The following is a 17,222-nucleotide window of genomic DNA, read 5'->3' as shown; positions in this document are numbered from 1 at the left end:
CGCGCCCCGCGCCCCGCGCCCCGCGCCCCGCGCCCCGCGCCCCGCGCCCCGCGCCCCGCGCCCCGCGCCCCGCGCCCCGCGCCCCGCGCCCCGCGCCCCGCGCGAAGCCGAGACCCAGTTACGGTCGGCCGCATCTCGTCTCAACGAGAGGTGCAGTTTCACGTGAAACACGGGCGTTCCCGCGGTGCTGTTGGAAGCTGCTTTGAACCGGCTTCAGCCCTGCGGCGCTACGACGCTCGTGGACCAAGCGCTGTCTAAGGGCAGACGCCCACCTGGATTCACTGAACCCCACCACCGGTGTGCAACTCTGAGCGGCCGGGCGCCAGACACCGCATCAAGACCCGCCCGCGATCTCACGGCCGGGGTCGACAGCAGCCAGCCCCGTGTTGTCCCGCTCGGCAACAGCGCCGCCCGCCCGCGTCTCGCCGGTGGCTCAAACGCCGAACTCGAAGCGACTCGGTTGGACGCCTTGAGGGCATCCGGTCTGACCGCTGGACGGTAGGCCTCGAACCGGTCGGTCAAAATCCGGCGCGTTCACGCCTCACCGAACTCGACTGCTTCGCGAATGCGATTGCCGCCGGCCGCTCTCCACGACGGCTGAACGGTGTGCAAGCCCTTCGCCGCCACACTGAACGCGTGTAGTTGGCAACGCGGACGGCTCGGGCTGCGCGTGCAGATCACTCACCACTCTGCTGTCGCCCGACCTTGAGAGGGCGAAGGGCCATCGGAGGCTTGCGGCTCTGTACCTCTCGGAGGTCGCCGTTTCACGTGAAACGTCGCCCCCTCCGCCGGCTTAGAACCGACGCCGGTACTACGCCCCTGGTCCACGGTGTCCTCCACGAAACGCCCAACCGCTGCGCGCTAAGCCCGGCAAATCGGCGGCGGGTTCCCGCGGGCGCCGGCGCTGGGTCTGGCGCGCTGTGGCTCGGCGCCAAGGTGACGAGTCACTCCGGATGCCGGGTCGAACCAACAGCCGACTCAAAACTTGAAGCCCTCATCGCAGTCGACCGTCACACGGCCCAGATGAATGACTGACGAGCCAGCTACGGACACAGGTCGACCCTGCGTTCCTATCTCGTTCACGTAGCGCGCCACTGCCTTCCAGCCAAACGCGCGGACCACACAGTTGCAGCAATCAACCGTCTCGCCGGTCGAAGGAACGAGCTGCGCGGTGCAGCGGTTCTCCACATCACTCGTGGATGGAAGGGCCGCATGGCAGACGGTCGGCTGGTCCTGGCCATCCCACGTCGAGCTAGCGCCACAAGCTTCTCAGCCGACCCGCCGTTTCACGTGAAACGGCGCGATCGAAACTGAGCCCGCGGCAAGTCGAGATAAAGCCGGGCACCGGGCACCGGGCACCGGGCGTCGAGTCTGTGAACGGGATACGGCCGCGCCGTCAGCATCACGAGACGCAACGCGATTGAGGTTCAGCCGAGAAACAGCGTCCCCCAGTTCCGCGCTTCACTCGGGGCGGAGGGCGAGTCCGCCCGAAAATCAAACTGCCGAAGCTTCACCGCTGCACGAATGAGAGACGCCCGCACATCGCTGATCAGAGCCGTAGCCCTCGGAAACGCGCCATGCTCGTCAAGCCAGTGGCTTGAGCGGAACCCAATCGTCAGGCGCCGGTCTCGCCCAACCGACTCCGCCGTCCCTCTTGAGCCGGCTGCTCTCCGCGCTCCGTCGCCAGCATCACCAACGCGTCGCACCGCATCCCAACCATCCGTCCTCACTCCAGGATCGAGGGCGCCCGGTACTAACGAGCGAGCCTGCTGCTGACTGTCGGACCATTGGGTCGCTGATGCGGCGGAAGTCTAGGAGCCGGCGGCAAGGCACGCCCGAGGCCAGGTGTTCTCCATGCAGCCCCGCCGCATCACTCTCGAAGCTTGCCCACGCTCCAGTTCGTTGGGCAGGTGTGGCCTCGTGGGGCGCCCCCCGACCACCTCCAGCGATGCGATGCGATGCTCGACCGTCTCAAAACTCCACGCAGAAACCAGCCCTCACCCGCCCGGAGACCCCCACCACTCCACAGCCGTTTCACGTGAAACTCCCACCCTCTCGTACCCCCATGGTCAAAAAAGCGGCCCGCAGGGCCGTTGAGCACCCTGCGAGCCGCTTCCTAACCGAGCCGTCTAAGCCCTACTCGTCCTCACGCCGCTCCAGCCCGATTATCCCGACGATCCGCTCCAGGTCGTCGACCTTTGCGAACTCGATCGTGATCTTGCCTTTGCTTCGCCCGATGTCCACCTTCACGCGCGTCTCGAACCGCTCCGAGAGCCGGTCCGCCAGGTCGGTCAGTGCCGGCGCGTGCGGCTTCGCCCGGCGCTGTGCCGCCTTCTTCTGTGCCGGCCCGTCCATCTGGGCCAGCGACACCAGCTCCTCGGTGCCGCGCACCGAGATCCCTTCCTTGACGATCCGGCTGGCCAGTTCGTCCTGGGCCTCCGCGTCCTCAAGGCCGAGGAGCGCCCGCGCGTGCCCGGCCGAGAGCACGCCCGCGGCCACCCGCCGCTGGACGGTCGGCGGCAGGTTGAGGAGGCGGATCGTGTTGGTGATCTGGGGGCGGCTGCGGCCGATGCGCCGGGCGAGCTCGTCGTGGGTGGCGCCGAATTCTTCAAGCAGCTGCTGGTACGCCGCCGCCTCTTCGAGCGGGTTCAGGTTGGCGCGGTGGATGTTCTCCAGGAGCGCGTCCCGGAGCATCGCGTCGTCCTTGGTGGCGCGGACGATCGCGGGGATGGTTTCGCGGCCGATCGCCTGGGCGGCCCGCCAGCGGCGTTCACCCATGACGAGTTCGTAGTTGCCTGCCGCGTCGACCTCGCGGACGACGATGGGCTGGAGGAAGCCGACCTCCTGGATGGAGATCTTGAGTTCTTCAAGCGCCTCTTCGTCGAAGACGTGCCGCGGCTGCTTCGGGTTGACGCTGATGTCCGACACCGAGATCTCGGCGAACCGCGCGCCGGGCACCGGCGCGAGTTCGACGGCAAGCACCGCAGCCGGCTCAGGGACGACCAGCTCCGGTTCGGAGGCCGGGACGGGATCGGGATCGAGGACGGGGACCGGGACCGGGACCGGGGGAGGAGAGGGCTCCGGTTCCGGAACCACGGCCACCGGTGCCGGAGCAGGCGCCGCCTCCACCGGGGGCGGCGCGGTCGGGATCAGGGCGCCGAGTCCACGCCCGAGCCCTCCCTTGGGACCCTTCCTCATGTGCCCGCTTCTCCTTGCTCCCGTAAACCCGCGCCCGCCGCGCCCACCGCGACAATCCGCTTCAACGCCACCGAATTCACCACAGTGCCACACACTCGGGGCCGACGATGCGCCGTCCCGGAACCGACCATGCTAAAGCGCGCCGCGGCGGCTATCCGTTGCGGCCCTGGTCCTCTTTGGCCCCGCGCTCGGCGATCTCACGGGCGGCCTCGAAGTAGCTGGTGGCGCCGCGGGAGCCCGGGTCGTACGTGACGACGGACTGCCCGTAGCTTGGCGCTTCGGACACGCGGACGTTGCGGGGGATCACCGCCTGGAGCACCTTGTCGCCGAAGTGGTTCCGCACGTCCTGCTCGACCGCGTCGGCCAGGCGGGTACGCCTGTCGTACATGGTGAGGAGGATTGTCGACACGTCGAGCAACGGGTTCAGGTGCTGCCGTACCAGGTTGATGTTGTTGATCAGCTGGTTGAGCCCTTCCAGCGCGTAGTACTCGCACTGGATCGGGATCAGCACCTCCTGCGCGGCACAGAGCGCGTTGACCGTGAGCAGGCCGAGCGACGGCGGGCAGTCGATGAAGACGTAGTCGAACTGCTCCGGGTGGCTCTTGATCGCCCGGGACAGCCGCGACTCACGGGCGACCACCGACACCAGCTCGATCTCCGCGCCGGCGAGGTCGATTGTCGCGGGCACGCACCAGAGGTTGGGGATGCCCTCGACGCCCTGGGCGACGTCGGCCAAGGGCACGTTGTCGATCAGGCAGTCGTAGACGTCCGGCACGCCCGCGTGGTGCGGCACGTTCAGTCCGGTGGACGCGTTGCCCTGGGGGTCGAGGTCGACGACAAGCACGCGATTGCCGTGCAGCGCCAGCGCGACCGCGAGGTTGACTGTGGTGGTGGTCTTGCCGACCCCACCCTTCTGGTTCGCGACGCACATGATCCTCGGATGCGCCGGGCGCGGCATTGTCACCTCGCCGCTCGGGTTCAGGATCTGCACGGCGCGCAACGCCTCCAGTGCCAAAGGAAGTTCGTCGGCCGGGGCCGACGTTTCACGTGAAACATAAGTCTCTTGGTCCGGCGTGCCCGACAGCTCGGGTCCGCCGAAGCCGTTTCCCACCCGCGGTTGCGGCACCGGATGCTCCTCGCCCTCAAAATCACCCGGTCCAGCCGGGGCAGGCTCAATCCTGCCGTACGCGGGCTCGCCCGGCGAGCCGTCATAGCGCGTTTCACGTGAAACGGGGTATGAGGAGGAGTAGTCCTGCACCGTGTCATCCTTGCCAGAATCGGATGAGTCCACACTATCGACGCGCGGCCAGCCTACGGCCGTCGGGCGTCCGTGGCCACGTCCATCCGGGCCATGTTTCACGGGAAACACGGACGGCTCAGATCCGAAGACCATGAAACCCGACTTCAGCCGCAGCACGCCGGAGCAGTGAGCGTCGCACTCCGGCCAGCCGGTTCCGGCCGGCGCCTCCAGGAGCGGGTCCACCTCCGGCAGCAGGGGAGTGGACCTCATCGCCGAGGCCAGCGCGGAGGAGACCGGCGCGGCGAACGTCGCCGGCAGCAGCGGCACCGACGCCACCGCGCTCACCACCGGCACCGCGCTCACCACCGGAACGGGGACGTCACCGGCCGGCGGCGGCGCCACCTCGCGCCTGGCATTGGGCTTCCGCTTGTTGCGCCGCCGACCCCGCATGACTAGCCCCTCCGTCGTCTCCCGCCCTCGGAGGAGCGACCGGATCGGCGCTCCGGGCGGGCAGCCTTCCCCGACCGTGCCGGCACGACCCGCCGCTCCCGGACGATCTCCACCACGGTCGTCGGCGCGTCGAGGAGCGTCTCCCCGCACAGCCGGACGACCGGCGTGGAACCGCCCAGCCGACCCACCGCGGCCTCGTGCTCCGCGATCTCCTCGGCGGCCGACGACCCCTTGAGGGCCAGCAGCCGCCCGCCGAGCGCGGCGAGGGGCAGGCACCAGCCCGCAAGCCGGTCGAGCGGCGCAACCGCCCGAGCGGTGACGATGTCGGCGGGGGGAAGGGGTCCCCCGGCGACGTCTTCGGCGCGCCCCCGGATCACCGTCACGGTGTCGTCCAGGCCGAGCGCCGTCACTGCTTCGGAAAGGAAGGCAGTTCGTCGTGCCAGTGGCTCGACCAGCGCGATCGTGAGATCAGGACGTGCCACCGCAAGCACGATACCGGGCAAACCGGCACCAGAGCCGACGTCTGCCACCGAAGCGCCGGAAGGGATTAACTCGGCGACCGCGGCACAGTTCAGCAGATGCCGGTCCCAGATGCGCGGCGCCTCGCGCGGGCCGATCAGCCCGCGCACCACCCCGCCCGTCCCGAGCAGCGTGGCGAAACGTGCGGCAAGCTCCAGCCGGTCGCCGAACAGCTCCTCCGCGGCGGGCCGCAGAAGATCAGGAAGATCCAGATCAAAGTCATCTGAGGGTACGGCCGGGAGGTCAGCCGGCCCGTCGTATGCAGACAACGACGGCCCGGAAGGCACAACGCCCTCCGAGCCGCCGGAAGCGGTATCGCGCACGGATCAGTCGACCGGCCGCACGACGATGCGGCGGCTGGGCTCCACGCCCTCCGACTCGCTCTCCACGCCGGACGCCGCGTTGATCACGTCGTGCACGCACTTGCGCTCGAACGCGGACATCGGCTCCAGCCGGACCGGCTCGCCGTGCTCGCGCACCTTCTCGATCGCGTTGCGCGCGACCGAGGCCAGCTCCTTGCGCCGGGCGTTGCGGTAGCCGCCCACGTCGAGCAGCAGTCGGCTGGGGGAGCCGGTCGCCCGGAAGATCGCCAGACGGGTCAGCTCCTGGAGCGCCTCAAGGGTGGCGCCGCGCTGGCCGACGAGCGGCTGCAGGCGGGCGCCGACGACCTCGACCATCGGGCGGCCGGCGGAGACCAGCTCGTCGATGTCGCCGTCGTAGTCGAGGATGTCCAGCAGACCCTCGATGTAGTCGGCCGCGATCTCACTCTGGCCGAACAGGTCGGTGTCGGACGGACCTTCCGATTCCTTGGTCTCCTCGCTGTCCTCCGCGGCGTCCGCGGCCGCCTCCTCGATCTCGAGGTCCTGGTCAGCGTGGGGAGTGCTGGTATCGGTCACGGTGTCATCTCCGTACTCGCTGGGCCGGACCGTCACCGGTCCGCTGGTTCCCCGGCGCCCCGGCCCGGTGAGGGGTCCGGGGCGCCGGGCACGTTTATGGGGAGTGTGGCGCCCCGGGCGTCAGCCCTTGGGCCTCGCCGACGGGTTGCCCTTCTTGGCCCGGGAGGAGACGCCGCCGGTGCGCCCGACCGCGTTCTTGCCGGGCGTGCCGGCATCCTTCGCGGGGGCGACGCCGTTGGCCTGAGCTGCCTTGGCCGGGCGGATCGGCTTGGCACCGGGCTTGGGGGCGAGCGCCTTGGTGTCGACGGAGGGCTTGACGGGCTCCACAACGGTCTTGCGACCGAACAGGCCGGTCGTCGTGACGGGCTCGCTCTGGCGGCCGGAGCCACCCGTCTTGCCCGTGGACGTGGCCGAAGGCGGTGGCGGGAACTTCCGGAGCACCCACTGCTGCTGAGCGAGGGTGACGAGGTTGTTCGACACCCAGTAGATGATCACACCAATCGGGAACAAATAGCCCGAAACAAGCAGAGAAAGCGGAATTCCGTACAGCATCAGACGCTGAACCATCTTCTGCTGCGGGTCTTCGGCCCAGCCGGTCTTCAGAATCATCTGGCGGCTGGTGAGGAACGTGGTCGCCATCATGAACAGCACGAGGATGCCGGCGACGACCATCACGGTGCCGCGGTTCGCGCCCAGGCGGACCAGCTCGTCCGTGGTGGAGCCGAACTTGCCGGCGATCGGCACGGTGAAGAGCTTCGCGTTTGCGGCGCCGTCGAACTGGGTGGCGGTCCAGCCGTACAGCTCCTTCGCCGTGCGGCCCGGGTCGAGGCGGCGCAGCACGTGGAAGAGGCCGAAGAAGACCGGGATCTGGATGAACATGGGAAGGCAACCCATGAGCGGGTTCGCCTTCTCCTTGCGGTAGAGCTCGACCATCTCCTTCTGGAGGGTCTCGCGGTCACCCTTGTGCTTCTCCTGCAGCGCCTTGACCTGCGGCGACAGTGCTTGTATCGCCCGCTGCGACTTGATCTGCTTGACGAAGACCGGGAAGAGCACCACGCGGACGGTCAGGACCAGGAAGACGATGGCGAGGATCCAGGACCAGTTGGTGCCGAGGATGGTGGTGTCGGGGATCCCGATGGCGTCCCACACCGCGTGCCACTTCAGCAGAATCCATGAGATCGCCCAGTAGATCGGGTCCAGGCTAAACAATTCCGGCTCCAGTCACATTCGCGCGACGGCGGTCCGGGTCAGGCACCGGGTCGAATCCGCCAGGATGGAAGGGGTGACAGCGCAGCAGCCGCCAGATCGCCAGCCGGCTCCCCCGTAAAGCTCCGTGCCGCTCCACCGCCTCCAGGGCGTATGCGCTGCACGACGGATAGAAACGACAGCGTGCCGGCAGTGCCGGGCTTATCCACTGACGGTACGCGATGACACCGCGCGCCAGCACACGGGCCGCGAGCGTGGGCGGACGCTCGGTGCGACTCATTCGGCACCACCCCGGTGCCGCTTCCCGCCGTTGCCGGACCGGCGGTCACGTGGGCCCGACGCGGCCCGCAACGCCGCATCAAGATCTAGACCCAGCTGGGGGTACGACGTGAGCGCCGCACTCGGCTGTGCACGGACCACGAGCGTGGCGCCCGGTGGGAGTGCACCGACCCGCTCCCGCACCAGGTGCCGGAGTCGCCGGCGCACCCGGTTGCGAATGACTGCGTTACCCACCGCCTTGGAAACGACGAAGCCGGCGCGCGCCGTGTCGGCGTGCACCGGCTCGATCGTCTCGAGCTGCCCGGCATCCTCGGCGCCCGCGGGGGCGTCGACGGTGCCTGCGGACAGGAGGTGGAGATGAACCACGACGGCTCCGCGCCCGGCCCGACGGCCAGCACGGATCGCTGCGGCGAAGTCGCTGCTACGCCGCAGTCGCTGAGCTGCGGCCAACACGACTGACCTGCCTCCTCCTGACCGGCGAGGTCGGACCCTCAGGCAGACAGCTTGGCGCGGCCCTTGGAGCGCCGCGTGTTGAGGATCGCGCGACCCGCACGGGTGCGCATGCGCAGCCGGAAGCCATGGGTCTTCGAGCGGCGGCGGTTGTTCGGCTGGAAGGTGCGCTTGCTCACGTCAAACTCCGTCTTCGTACGGCCCGGGCACGCGTCCGCGAGCCGGAGGTCGTCTGTAACCTACGTTCCCCGAGGCCGGAGATGATCTTGCAAACGGCCCGAAGTCTCTTCCCAATGCTAACCGGCCGTATCGGGAGTCGTCCGTCGGGCCGCTTCCACCGGTCGATTAGCCTGCCCAGAGTACGCGGGCGCACCACCGGGCGTCAAAATGCGCCGATCCCCGTACCGCCGATGAACTGCCTCTTCGTGACCGTCCGGTCCGTCCCGGCCGGTCGCCGGTTGATGCTGTGGTGCCATCGCTGTTAGCGTGCCCGTTTGCCGGTGGCGACACCGGCGGCCAGAACCGGACGAGGGGGAAAGTCGTTCGGCACGGTGGACCCTCTCATCGCGCCACCGCAGTTCGGCAGGTCTGACCAGCGACGGACGGTAAGCCACAATCGGTCGGTACACAGGGTGTGGATAACCTGTGGACGACGGTCCAGACGAACGTGGGTAGCAGCAGTGTCAGCGCTGCCGGCAGGGGGCGCCGGCGGTGATTCGGCCGCCTACCCGCGGCTCCGACGGCCAGAGGACGAAAGCGGCAACCGGCCGGCAGGCGACCGGTCATGTCGGGAGCGATGGGGGTGGCGGGACGGTGGCCGACACGGTCGACCTTGCCTCGGTGTGGAGCGCCGCAACCGACGATCTCGCCGATGAGATCGTGTCGGCGCAGCAGCGCGCCTACCTCCGCCTGACCCGTCTTCGCGCGATCGTCGAGGACACCGCGCTGCTCTCCGTCCCGGACGCGTTCACCCGGGACGTGATCGAGGCGCGGCTCCGCCCGGCGATCACCGACGCGCTCTCCCGCCGACTCGGCCGCCCGATACAGGTGGCGGTGACCGTGCGCCCGCCCGAGGACGGCGCCGGCCGGCCGCCCGGCACGATCTACGGCACGCCCTCGGCGTCCCCGGAGCGCGAGGCCCTCTTCGACCCGCCGCTCGCCGACCCGGTCCCGGACCTGTCACCTGCCGAGTACCAGCCGCCGGCACGCACGGACTATCCGGACGACAACCGGTACCCCGCGGACAACCGCTACGCCGACGACGGCCGCTACCCGGACGACAACCGTGCGGAGGAGCCGCCGACCACGCGTTACCTCCACGAGCAGGCCCCGCAGAACAGTGGCCGCCGGGAGAGCGCGCAGGAGCAGCAGACCGCGCGCGACGAGGCACAGGCCGCGCTGTTCGCCGCGCCGCCGCGCGCGGAAGCGCTACAGCCCCGGCCCGCACAGCAGCAGGCTCCGCAGTCTCCGTACGGGCAGCAGCCCGCGGAGCGCGCCGAGCCGCAGCGTCGCGAGGAGTCCCGCCAGCGCCCGGACGCGTTCAACGACGACACCCCGCCCCCGTTCGGCCGCGACCAGCAGCGGCAGGTCGCGCCTCAGATCGCGGACGAGCCGGTCGACACCGGCCCCGGCGACAGCGGCCCCGGCCGTACCGTGCGCGATCTTCGCCCTGGGGTGACCGGCGGTCCCGGTGGCCTGGACCGGTCGCGTCCCGGCGGCGAGTCCGCGGGGAACCGGCTGAACCCGAAGTACATGTTCGAGACGTTCGTCATCGGCTCCTCGAACCGGTTCGCGCATGCCGCGTCCGTGGCCGTGGCCGAGTCCCCGGCGAAGGCGTACAACCCGCTCTTCATCTACGGCAGCTCCGGGCTGGGCAAGACCCACCTGCTGCACGCGATCGGCCACTACGCGACCACGCTCGGCCACGCGCGCTCGGTGCGGTACGTGTCGACCGAGGAGTTCACGAACGAGTTCATCAACTCGCTCCGGGACGACAAGACGAGCGCGTTCCAGCGGCGCTACCGCGACACGGACATCCTCCTGATCGACGACATCCAGTTCCTTGTCAGTCGCGAGCGGACGCAGGAGGAGTTCTTCCACACGTTCAACACGCTGCACAACGCGAACAAGCAGATCGTCATCACCTCGGACCGGTCGCCCAAGCAGCTGACCACGCTCGAAGACCGCCTGCGCACCCGCTTCGAGTGGGGCCTGCTCGCCGACATCCAGCCGCCGGACCTGGAGACGCGCATCGCGATCCTCCAGAAGAAGGCCGCCCAGGAACGCCTGATGGCCCCGCCGGACGTGCTTGAGTTCATCGCGTCCCGCATCTCCTCCTCGATCCGCGAGCTGGAGGGCGCGCTGATCCGGGTGACCGCGTTCGCCAGCCTCACCCGCTCGCCGGTGCAGCTCTCCCTGGCCGAGGAGGTCCTCCGCGACTTCATCCCCGGCCCCGAGGGCCCGGACATCACCGCCGACCAGATCATGGTCTCCACCTCGGAGTACTTCGGCGTCAGCCTCGAAGACCTCCGCGGCCACTCCCGCTCCCGCGTGCTTGTCAACGCCCGCCAGGTCGCCATGTACCTGTGCCGTGAGCTGACCGAGCTCTCACTGCCCCGCATCGGCCAGGCGTTCGGCGGCCGCGACCACACCACTGTCATGCACGCGGACCGCAAGATCCGCCAGCAGATGGCCGAGCGGCGCTCGCTCTACAACCAGATCGCGGAACTGACCAACCGCATCAAGCAGAACTCCTGACCCGCCGCGGTACGCCTGCCTGCTCCGCGTGAACGACACGCTGATTCCCGGCCGCGGTGCCGTGCGGGCCTGACTGCCCGCCATCAAGGCGCACCGGGCCGGCCGTCGAGCAGCAAGGCGCACGCGCCGCCGGTAAAGGCAGGTCACCGAGGCTCCGCCTTGGTCTGAGATACCCGCAGGTTCTGGGTGCCGTCCGCGGTCTCCGGACGGCCGATGTCAGTCCACCAACCGGTCCGCACCTCCTCGCGTCGTGTTCGCGAACCTCATTTCCCGCGCCGGTCGCTGCCCGAGTAGCCCTGCCGCACCAGCGGAGCCTGCGGGCACCCCGCCCCGGAAGCGGACATACCGGCCTTCGAAGCGGACGGGCGGGTTTCGCACGGCCGTCGAGACCTGGATTAAGCCCTCCAGGGCACCGCGAACGGCCCTCCACAGCGCCGTTACTCAACTGTGACCAGGACGTTCGGCGCCGCCCTCGGGTTGTGGACCGTGGAGAGCCCAGTGTGGGCGGGAAAAGTTATCCCCAGAAGTTATCCACCGGTTGTCCACTGCGTCTGAGGTCTGTCCACAGGCGTCCACAGGTTTTGAGGGTTTTCCACAGGCGTCTATCCACAGATTGTGGAGAACCTGGTCAGAAGTGCGCGCGGCGGAATTTCCATATCCACAGGTCGCGGACCTTATCCACATCGTCCGATCGGTTGGTTGTCCACACTGTCCACACCTCGTCCACAGGCCATCCACCGGAGTTATGCACAGACGGTGGATAACTCGAGCTGATGATCACACCTGCTCATCCACAGTTGGGGATAACTCCTGTGGAAACAGCTGTGGACAGATACACACAGTAATCGGCTGTCCCCAGGCGCCGGCGAGGTGTGCATAACCTGTTGAAGGTTCTGGGGATAACTCTTGTACACAGGGGGCCGCGCGCGAAGCCGGTAATCCACACCTGGGGGAAAACCCGGTGGATAACCGGTGGATAACTGCCGTTACGCAGTGGATAACCCGAGGGCTGCCGGAGAGCCTGTGGAAAAACTGCCGAGTTACACACCGGTTCTCCACAGCTAATTCACCGGTGGATAACTTCCTGACCTGCTAATACTCGGGTTTTCCCCAGTATCCACAGCACCGATGATTACGACTCTCTTTACTTCTAGAAATAAAGAACTTCAATCATCAGGCTGTGGAGGATCTTGAAACTCACGATCCGCCTCGCTCGATCAACTTCTCGGCGAGAAGGGCAGGGGGAGGGCATAAACGGCCGGGGGCGGGGAAGCCGTGGTCATCGGGGAGACCTAAGGTTCGATAGGTCAGGGCCGGTTCGACCCGGTCCGCACAGGGTCTGGCCCGCGTACCCACCTCTTGGCGCTGGACCGGCAGAATAGGGATGCCCAACCAGTCGACGCGGAGGCCTGGCCATGAAGTTCCGAGTGGAGCGCGACGCGCTCGCCGACGCCGTGGCGTGGACCGCCAAGAGCCTGCCCAGCCGGCCGTCCGTGCCGGTGCTGGCAGGTGTGATGCTGCGGGTCACCGAGGGCGTGCTGCAGGTCTCGGGGTTCGATTACGAGGTCTCCAGCCAGGTGAGCGTCGAGGTCCAGGGTGACTCCGACGGTGCCGCGCTGGTCTCCGGCCGCCTGCTCGCCGAGATCACCAAGGCGCTCCCGGCGAAGCCGGTCGACATCGCCGCGGTCGGCCCGCACCTGGAGCTCGTCTGCGGCAGTGCCCGGTTCACGCTCCCGACCATGCCGGTCGAGGACTACCCGAGCCTGCCGGACATGCCGGCCAGCTCCGGCACTGTGGACGCGTCAGTGTTCGCCGCGGCCGTGAGCCAGGTGGCGATCGCCGCCGGCCGTGACGAGACGCTGCCGATGATGACCGGCGTGCGTCTCGAGCTCAACGGTTCCTCGCTGGCCATGCTTGCCACCGACCGCTACCGGCTCGCCATGCGCGAGATCGAGTGGTCTCCAGAGGATCCGGACATCAGCATCAACGCGCTCGTGCCGGCGAAGACCCTCAACGACACGGCGAAGACGCTCGGCCCGCTGGGCGGCCAGGTCACCCTGGCCCTGGCTCAGGGTGGCGCGGGCGAGGGAATGATCGGTTTCGCCGGCGGGACCCGCCGGACGACGAGCCGGCTGCTGGACGGCGCCAACTACCCGCCGGTCCGGTCGCTGTTTCCCGCAACGCACAACGCACAGGCGCGGATCTCGGTCTCCGCACTCCAGGAGGTCACCCGCCGCGTGGCGCTCGTCGCCGAGCGCACCACCCCGATTCTGCTCAGTTTCAGCGAGGACGGGCTGGTCGTCGAGGCCGGCGGCACCGAGGAGGCCCGGGCCAGCGAGGCCATGGACGCCACCTTCACCGGTGAGGCGCTGACCATCGGCTTCAACCCGCAGTACCTGCTGGACGGGCTCAACGGGCTCGGTGCACCCACGGCCGTGCTGTCGTTCGTCGACGCGTTCAAACCGGCTGTGTTGTCCCCCGCGAACGAAGACGGCGAGATCATTACCGGGTACCGCTACCTGATCATGCCGATCCGGGTAACCCGCTGACAAAGCGGAGCTCACATCCTTCAAGGGGGACGAAATGCAACTGGGCCTGATTGGCTTAGGCCGCATGGGCGGCAACATGCGCGAGCGGATTCGCGCTGCCGGCCACGAGGTGGTCGGCTACGACCCGAGGCCCGAGATCACCGACGCGGCGAGCCTGCCGGAACTGGTCGAGAAGCTCGCAGCGCCGCGAGTGGTCTGGGTGATGGTGCCGTCCGGCGTCACCGAGGACATCATCGATCAGCTGAGCGGCCTGCTCTCCGCCGGTGACATCGTCATCGACGGCGGAAACTCCAAGTTCAGCGACGACGGCCCGCGTGCGGAGAAGCTCGGCGCGCTCGGCATCGGCTACATGGACGTCGGCGTGTCCGGCGGCGTCTGGGGCATCACCAACGGCTACGCGCTGATGGTCGGCGGCGAGAAGAAGAACGTCGACCACTGCATGCCGATCTTCGACGCGCTCAAGCCGGCCGGCGAGTTCGGCTTCGCGCACGCCGGCCCGGTCGGCGCCGGTCACTACTCGAAGATGGTGCACAACGGCATCGAGTACGGCCTGATGCACGCGTATGCCGAGGGTTACGAGCTGCTCAAGGCGTCCGAGCTGGTGCACAACGTGCCCGAGGTCTTCAAGAGCTGGCGTGAGGGCTCGGTGGTCAAGTCCTGGCTGCTCGACCTGCTGGACCGCGCGCTCGACGAGGACCCGGAGCTGGCCGGCATCAAGGGCTACGCGGAGGACACCGGCGAGGGCCGCTGGACCGTCGAGGAGGCCATCCGCCTCGGCGTCCCGATGAACGTGATCGCCGCGTCGCTCTTCGCCCGCTTCACCTCCCGCCAGGACGATTCGCCGGCCATCAAGGCCGTCGCCGCCCTGCGCAACCAGTTCGGTGGTCACGCCGTCAAGCGGTAGGGGTCAGGCTTCTGACGGGGGTGTGCGCGACAATCGAGCGGCACACCCCCGTCGCATCAGCAAAGGACCCCCTGGATGTTCGTCCGCCGGCTCGAACTCGTCGACTTCCGCTCGTACGAGCGCGTCGGCATCGACCTCGAGCCCGGTGGCACCGTCCTGGTCGGGCCGAACGGCGTCGGCAAGACAAACCTGATCGAGGCCTTGGGGTACGTCGCGACGCTCGGCAGTCACCGGGTCGCGGCCGACGCCCCGCTGGTCCGCTTCGGCGCCACCACCGCGGTGATTCGCTGCGCGATCGTGCACGACGGCCGTGAGCTCCTCGTCGAGCTGGAGATCGTCCCCGGCCGTGCCAACCGCGCCCGCCTGGGCCGCTCACCGGTCCGCCGCTCCCGGGACGTGCTCGGCGCATTGCGTCTGGTGCTGTTCGCGCCGGAGGACCTGGAGCTGATCCGCGGCGACCCCGGTGAGCGCCGTGATTACCTGGACGACCTGCTCGTTGCCCGCCAGCCGCGGTACGCGGGCGTCCGCGCCGACTACGAGCGGGTGGTCAAGCAGCGCAACGCCCTGCTGCGCACCTCCTACCAGCGGCGGAAGTGGGCCGGCGGCGAGCGGGACGGCTCCGACCTGGCCACGCTCGAGGTGTGGAACGCGCAGCTGATCCGGTACGGCGCGGAGCTGCTGGCCGGTCGGCTGGAGCTGTGCGCCGCGCTCGGCCCGCACATCGCCAAGGCCTACGACGCGGTCGCGGCCGGGAAGGGCGCGGCCGCCATCTCGTACAAGATCGGTTCTTCAGGTCGTGGCACCGAGCGGCTGGCCGACCCGCCGAGCCCGGTGCCGGATCGTGCCGGTCTGGAGGAGCTGCTGGCCGGCCTGCTCGTCGACGCCCGCCCGGCCGAGGTCGACCGCGGCACCACGCTTGTCGGCCCGCACCGCGACGACGTGCTGCTGACGCTCGGCGACCTGCCCGCCAAGGGGTACGCGAGCCACGGCGAGTCCTGGTCGTTCGCGCTCGCCCTGCGGCTGGCCGCCTACGATCTGCTGCGGGACGACGGCATCGAGCCGGTGCTGGTGCTTGACGACGTGTTCGCCGAGCTGGACTCGGGCCGCCGCACCCGCCTCGCCGACCTGGTGGCGGGCGCGACCCAGCTGCTGGTCACCTGTGCGGTCGCCGAGGACGTCCCGGAGGCGCTTCGTGGCGCCCGTTTCGCGGTCTCCGAGGGGGAAGCGCACCGTGTCGACTGAACGCCCGCCACAGAGCCGCCCAGAACCGCAGCGCCGCCCAGAACCGCAGCGCCGCCCAGAACCGCAGCGCCGCCCAGAACCGCAGCGCCGCCCAGAACCGCAGAGCCGTCCAGAGCCGCAGAGCCCACGGGAGCCACAGCGCTCGCAGGAACGACAGAGCCCACAGGAGCCACAGCGCTTCCAGGAACGTCAGAGCCCACAGGAACGTCAGAGCCCACAGGAACGACAGCGACCGCAGGAACGACGGGGCCCGCAAGAGCCACGGGACCCACAAGAGCCACGAAGCCCCCACGAACCACCGGAAGGGTTGCAGGGCCCGGAACTCGCCCGCGCTGTCCTGGACGCCGCCAAGGCCCGCCGCGACTACGCCCGTACCCAGCGCAGGGCACCGGAGCGGACCGGCGGCGAGACCGGGCGGCGGCTGCGCGGCTACTCCGGCCCCGGCCCGGACCCGCGCGACCCGCAGCTGCTCGGCGCGATGCTGAACCGGCTGGTGCAGAACCGCGGCTGGCAGCGGCCCACGGCGGAGGCCTCGATCTTCGGCGGCTGGGAGAAGATCGTCGGCGCGGACGTGGCCGCACACAGCCGCCCGGTGAAGCTGGAGAACGGCGAGCTGACAGTGGAGGCGGAATCGACCGCGTGGGCGACGCAGCTGCGGTTGCTCGCGGCCGGCCTGATCAAGCGGATCGCCGGCGAGATCGGCCACGGTGTGGTGAAGAAGCTGCACATCCACGGCCCGGCCGCGCCCAGCTGGAGCAAGGGCCCCCGCCGGGTACGCGGCAGGGGCCCCCGGGACACCTACGGGTGAGGGGCGCTCACTCCGTACCCCCGCAAGATCTTGATCTTCAGTAGTCCGCGTAGACGGCGAACGCGCGGTCGGCGCACCTGCGGTAGAAGCGGGACAGCACGGCCAGTTCGGAGAGTGGGAACGCCCACTGGGGTGCGCCGCCGGACTCGTCGCGCAGTGAGTCCATCCGGCTGCCGAGCCAGCGCAGTTGCTGCTCGGCGAGCCGGCTCTCCGCGACCGCGGTCCGCAGCACCTCGCCGACCGTGTCGAACGTGACCAGGTCGCCCAGCCGCTCGTGGCCGAGCACGAACTTCTCCAGGCCGCCGGCGATCCAGGCGCAGCCGTCCGGGTCGATCACCGGGTCCTCGTCCTCGTTCGCCGCCTCTGTGGCGTAAAGCACACCGTTCAGCCCGAGGAGCAGGTCGACGAGTTCGGTGTACGCGGTGGCGCGCACGGTGCCGGTCTCGGCGATGTGCCCGGCCAGCGCGGCCGTGGGTGAGGCGACGTCCGGCGCGTCGGCCAGCGCGGCGAAATCCACGAACGCGGCGGGCGCCACGGGGTCGTAGAACCGGCCTGTTCTCGGCCACTGCACGGCGACGTTGTCAAGCCCCATCGAGGGTCACCTTTCCTCCTGCCGACGACCGCATCCCTCGACTGGTGAGCCGAGTGCCCCGGGCCGGGGCAGGTTACGACACCGGGCGACCGGACGCGACCCCGGCACACGCGCGGCGCGGATGCGTGCTTC

The 17,222-nt window shown here is 69.2% G+C and carries 14 protein-coding genes; 5 read left to right on the top strand and 9 right to left on the bottom strand.

The window, feature by feature from the left end; translation table 11 throughout:
• Positions 1–2,136 precede the first annotated feature (2,136 nt).
• The 8 genes from ACIA8K_RS15215 to rpmH form a co-directional block, all read right to left on the bottom strand.
• On the bottom strand, positions 2,137–3,198 hold the full coding sequence (locus ACIA8K_RS15215) for a ParB/RepB/Spo0J family partition protein (RefSeq protein ID WP_396059001.1): 1,062 nt from the start codon (positions 3,196–3,198) through the stop codon (positions 2,137–2,139).
• A gap of 151 nt (positions 3,199–3,349) precedes the next feature.
• The gene (locus ACIA8K_RS15210) at positions 3,350–4,489 is read right to left on the bottom strand and encodes a ParA family protein (RefSeq protein WP_396059262.1); all 1,140 of its coding nucleotides are present in this window, start codon (positions 4,487–4,489) and stop codon (positions 3,350–3,352) included.
• Between the two features lie 401 nt (positions 4,490–4,890).
• Positions 4,891–5,619: a 16S rRNA (guanine(527)-N(7))-methyltransferase RsmG gene (gene rsmG / locus ACIA8K_RS15205; protein WP_396059260.1), complete on the bottom strand. Its 729-nt coding sequence runs from the start codon at positions 5,617–5,619 to the stop codon at positions 4,891–4,893.
• A gap of 114 nt (positions 5,620–5,733) precedes the next feature.
• On the bottom strand, positions 5,734–6,303 hold the full coding sequence (locus tag ACIA8K_RS15200) for a protein jag (RefSeq protein WP_396058999.1): 570 nt from the start codon (positions 6,301–6,303) through the stop codon (positions 5,734–5,736).
• Positions 6,304–6,423: 120 nt separating this feature from the next.
• The gene (gene yidC / locus ACIA8K_RS15195; RefSeq protein WP_396058997.1) at positions 6,424–7,512 is read right to left on the bottom strand and encodes a membrane protein insertase YidC; all 1,089 of its coding nucleotides are present in this window, start codon (positions 7,510–7,512) and stop codon (positions 6,424–6,426) included.
• Complete coding sequence (gene yidD, locus ACIA8K_RS15190) at positions 7,505–7,789, bottom strand: membrane protein insertion efficiency factor YidD (protein ID WP_396058995.1); 285 nt, start codon at positions 7,787–7,789, stop codon at positions 7,505–7,507. The genes yidC and yidD overlap by 8 nt, the downstream gene beginning before the upstream one ends.
• Positions 7,786–8,241 (bottom strand): ribonuclease P protein component, encoded by a 456-nt coding sequence (rnpA, locus tag ACIA8K_RS15185; RefSeq protein ID WP_396058993.1) that lies wholly within the window; start codon positions 8,239–8,241, stop codon positions 7,786–7,788. Before rnpA ends, yidD begins: the two co-directional genes overlap by 4 nt.
• Before the next feature lie 38 nt (positions 8,242–8,279).
• Positions 8,280–8,417: a 50S ribosomal protein L34 gene (gene rpmH, locus ACIA8K_RS15180; protein ID WP_033343377.1), complete on the bottom strand. Its 138-nt coding sequence runs from the start codon at positions 8,415–8,417 to the stop codon at positions 8,280–8,282.
• A 634-nt stretch (positions 8,418–9,051) separates the two neighbouring features.
• Here rpmH and dnaA point away from each other — a divergent pair.
• From dnaA to ACIA8K_RS15155, 5 genes are all read left to right on the top strand, one after another.
• Positions 9,052–10,995, top strand: a complete 1,944-nt coding sequence (gene dnaA / locus ACIA8K_RS15175; protein ID WP_396058991.1) for a chromosomal replication initiator protein DnaA — start codon at positions 9,052–9,054, stop codon at positions 10,993–10,995.
• A gap of 1,415 nt (positions 10,996–12,410) precedes the next feature.
• Complete coding sequence (gene dnaN / locus ACIA8K_RS15170; protein ID WP_396058989.1) at positions 12,411–13,544, top strand: DNA polymerase III subunit beta; 1,134 nt, start codon at positions 12,411–12,413, stop codon at positions 13,542–13,544.
• Between the two features lie 34 nt (positions 13,545–13,578).
• Complete coding sequence (gene gnd, locus ACIA8K_RS15165) at positions 13,579–14,448, top strand: phosphogluconate dehydrogenase (NAD(+)-dependent, decarboxylating) (RefSeq protein WP_396058987.1); 870 nt, start codon at positions 13,579–13,581, stop codon at positions 14,446–14,448.
• 75 nt (positions 14,449–14,523) lie between these two features.
• Positions 14,524–15,690: a DNA replication/repair protein RecF gene (recF, locus tag ACIA8K_RS15160; RefSeq protein WP_396058985.1), complete on the top strand. Its 1,167-nt coding sequence runs from the start codon at positions 14,524–14,526 to the stop codon at positions 15,688–15,690.
• A 307-nt stretch (positions 15,691–15,997) separates the two neighbouring features.
• Positions 15,998–16,498, top strand: a complete 501-nt coding sequence (locus tag ACIA8K_RS15155) for a DciA family protein (protein WP_396058983.1) — start codon at positions 15,998–16,000, stop codon at positions 16,496–16,498.
• 37 nt (positions 16,499–16,535) lie between these two features.
• Here the strand turns inward: ACIA8K_RS15155 and ACIA8K_RS15150 are convergent, their stop codons facing one another.
• Positions 16,536–17,090: a hypothetical protein gene (locus ACIA8K_RS15150; RefSeq protein WP_396058981.1), complete on the bottom strand. Its 555-nt coding sequence runs from the start codon at positions 17,088–17,090 to the stop codon at positions 16,536–16,538.
• Between the last annotated feature and the right edge of the window lie 132 nt (positions 17,091–17,222).

This window comes from Catenuloplanes sp. NPDC051500 (assembly GCF_044454585.1).
In the GTDB taxonomy this organism is placed as follows: domain Bacteria; phylum Actinomycetota; class Actinomycetes; order Mycobacteriales; family Micromonosporaceae; genus Catenuloplanes.
Note: the sequence above shows the minus strand (reverse complement) of the source record. Positions and strands in the feature narration are given on the sequence as shown.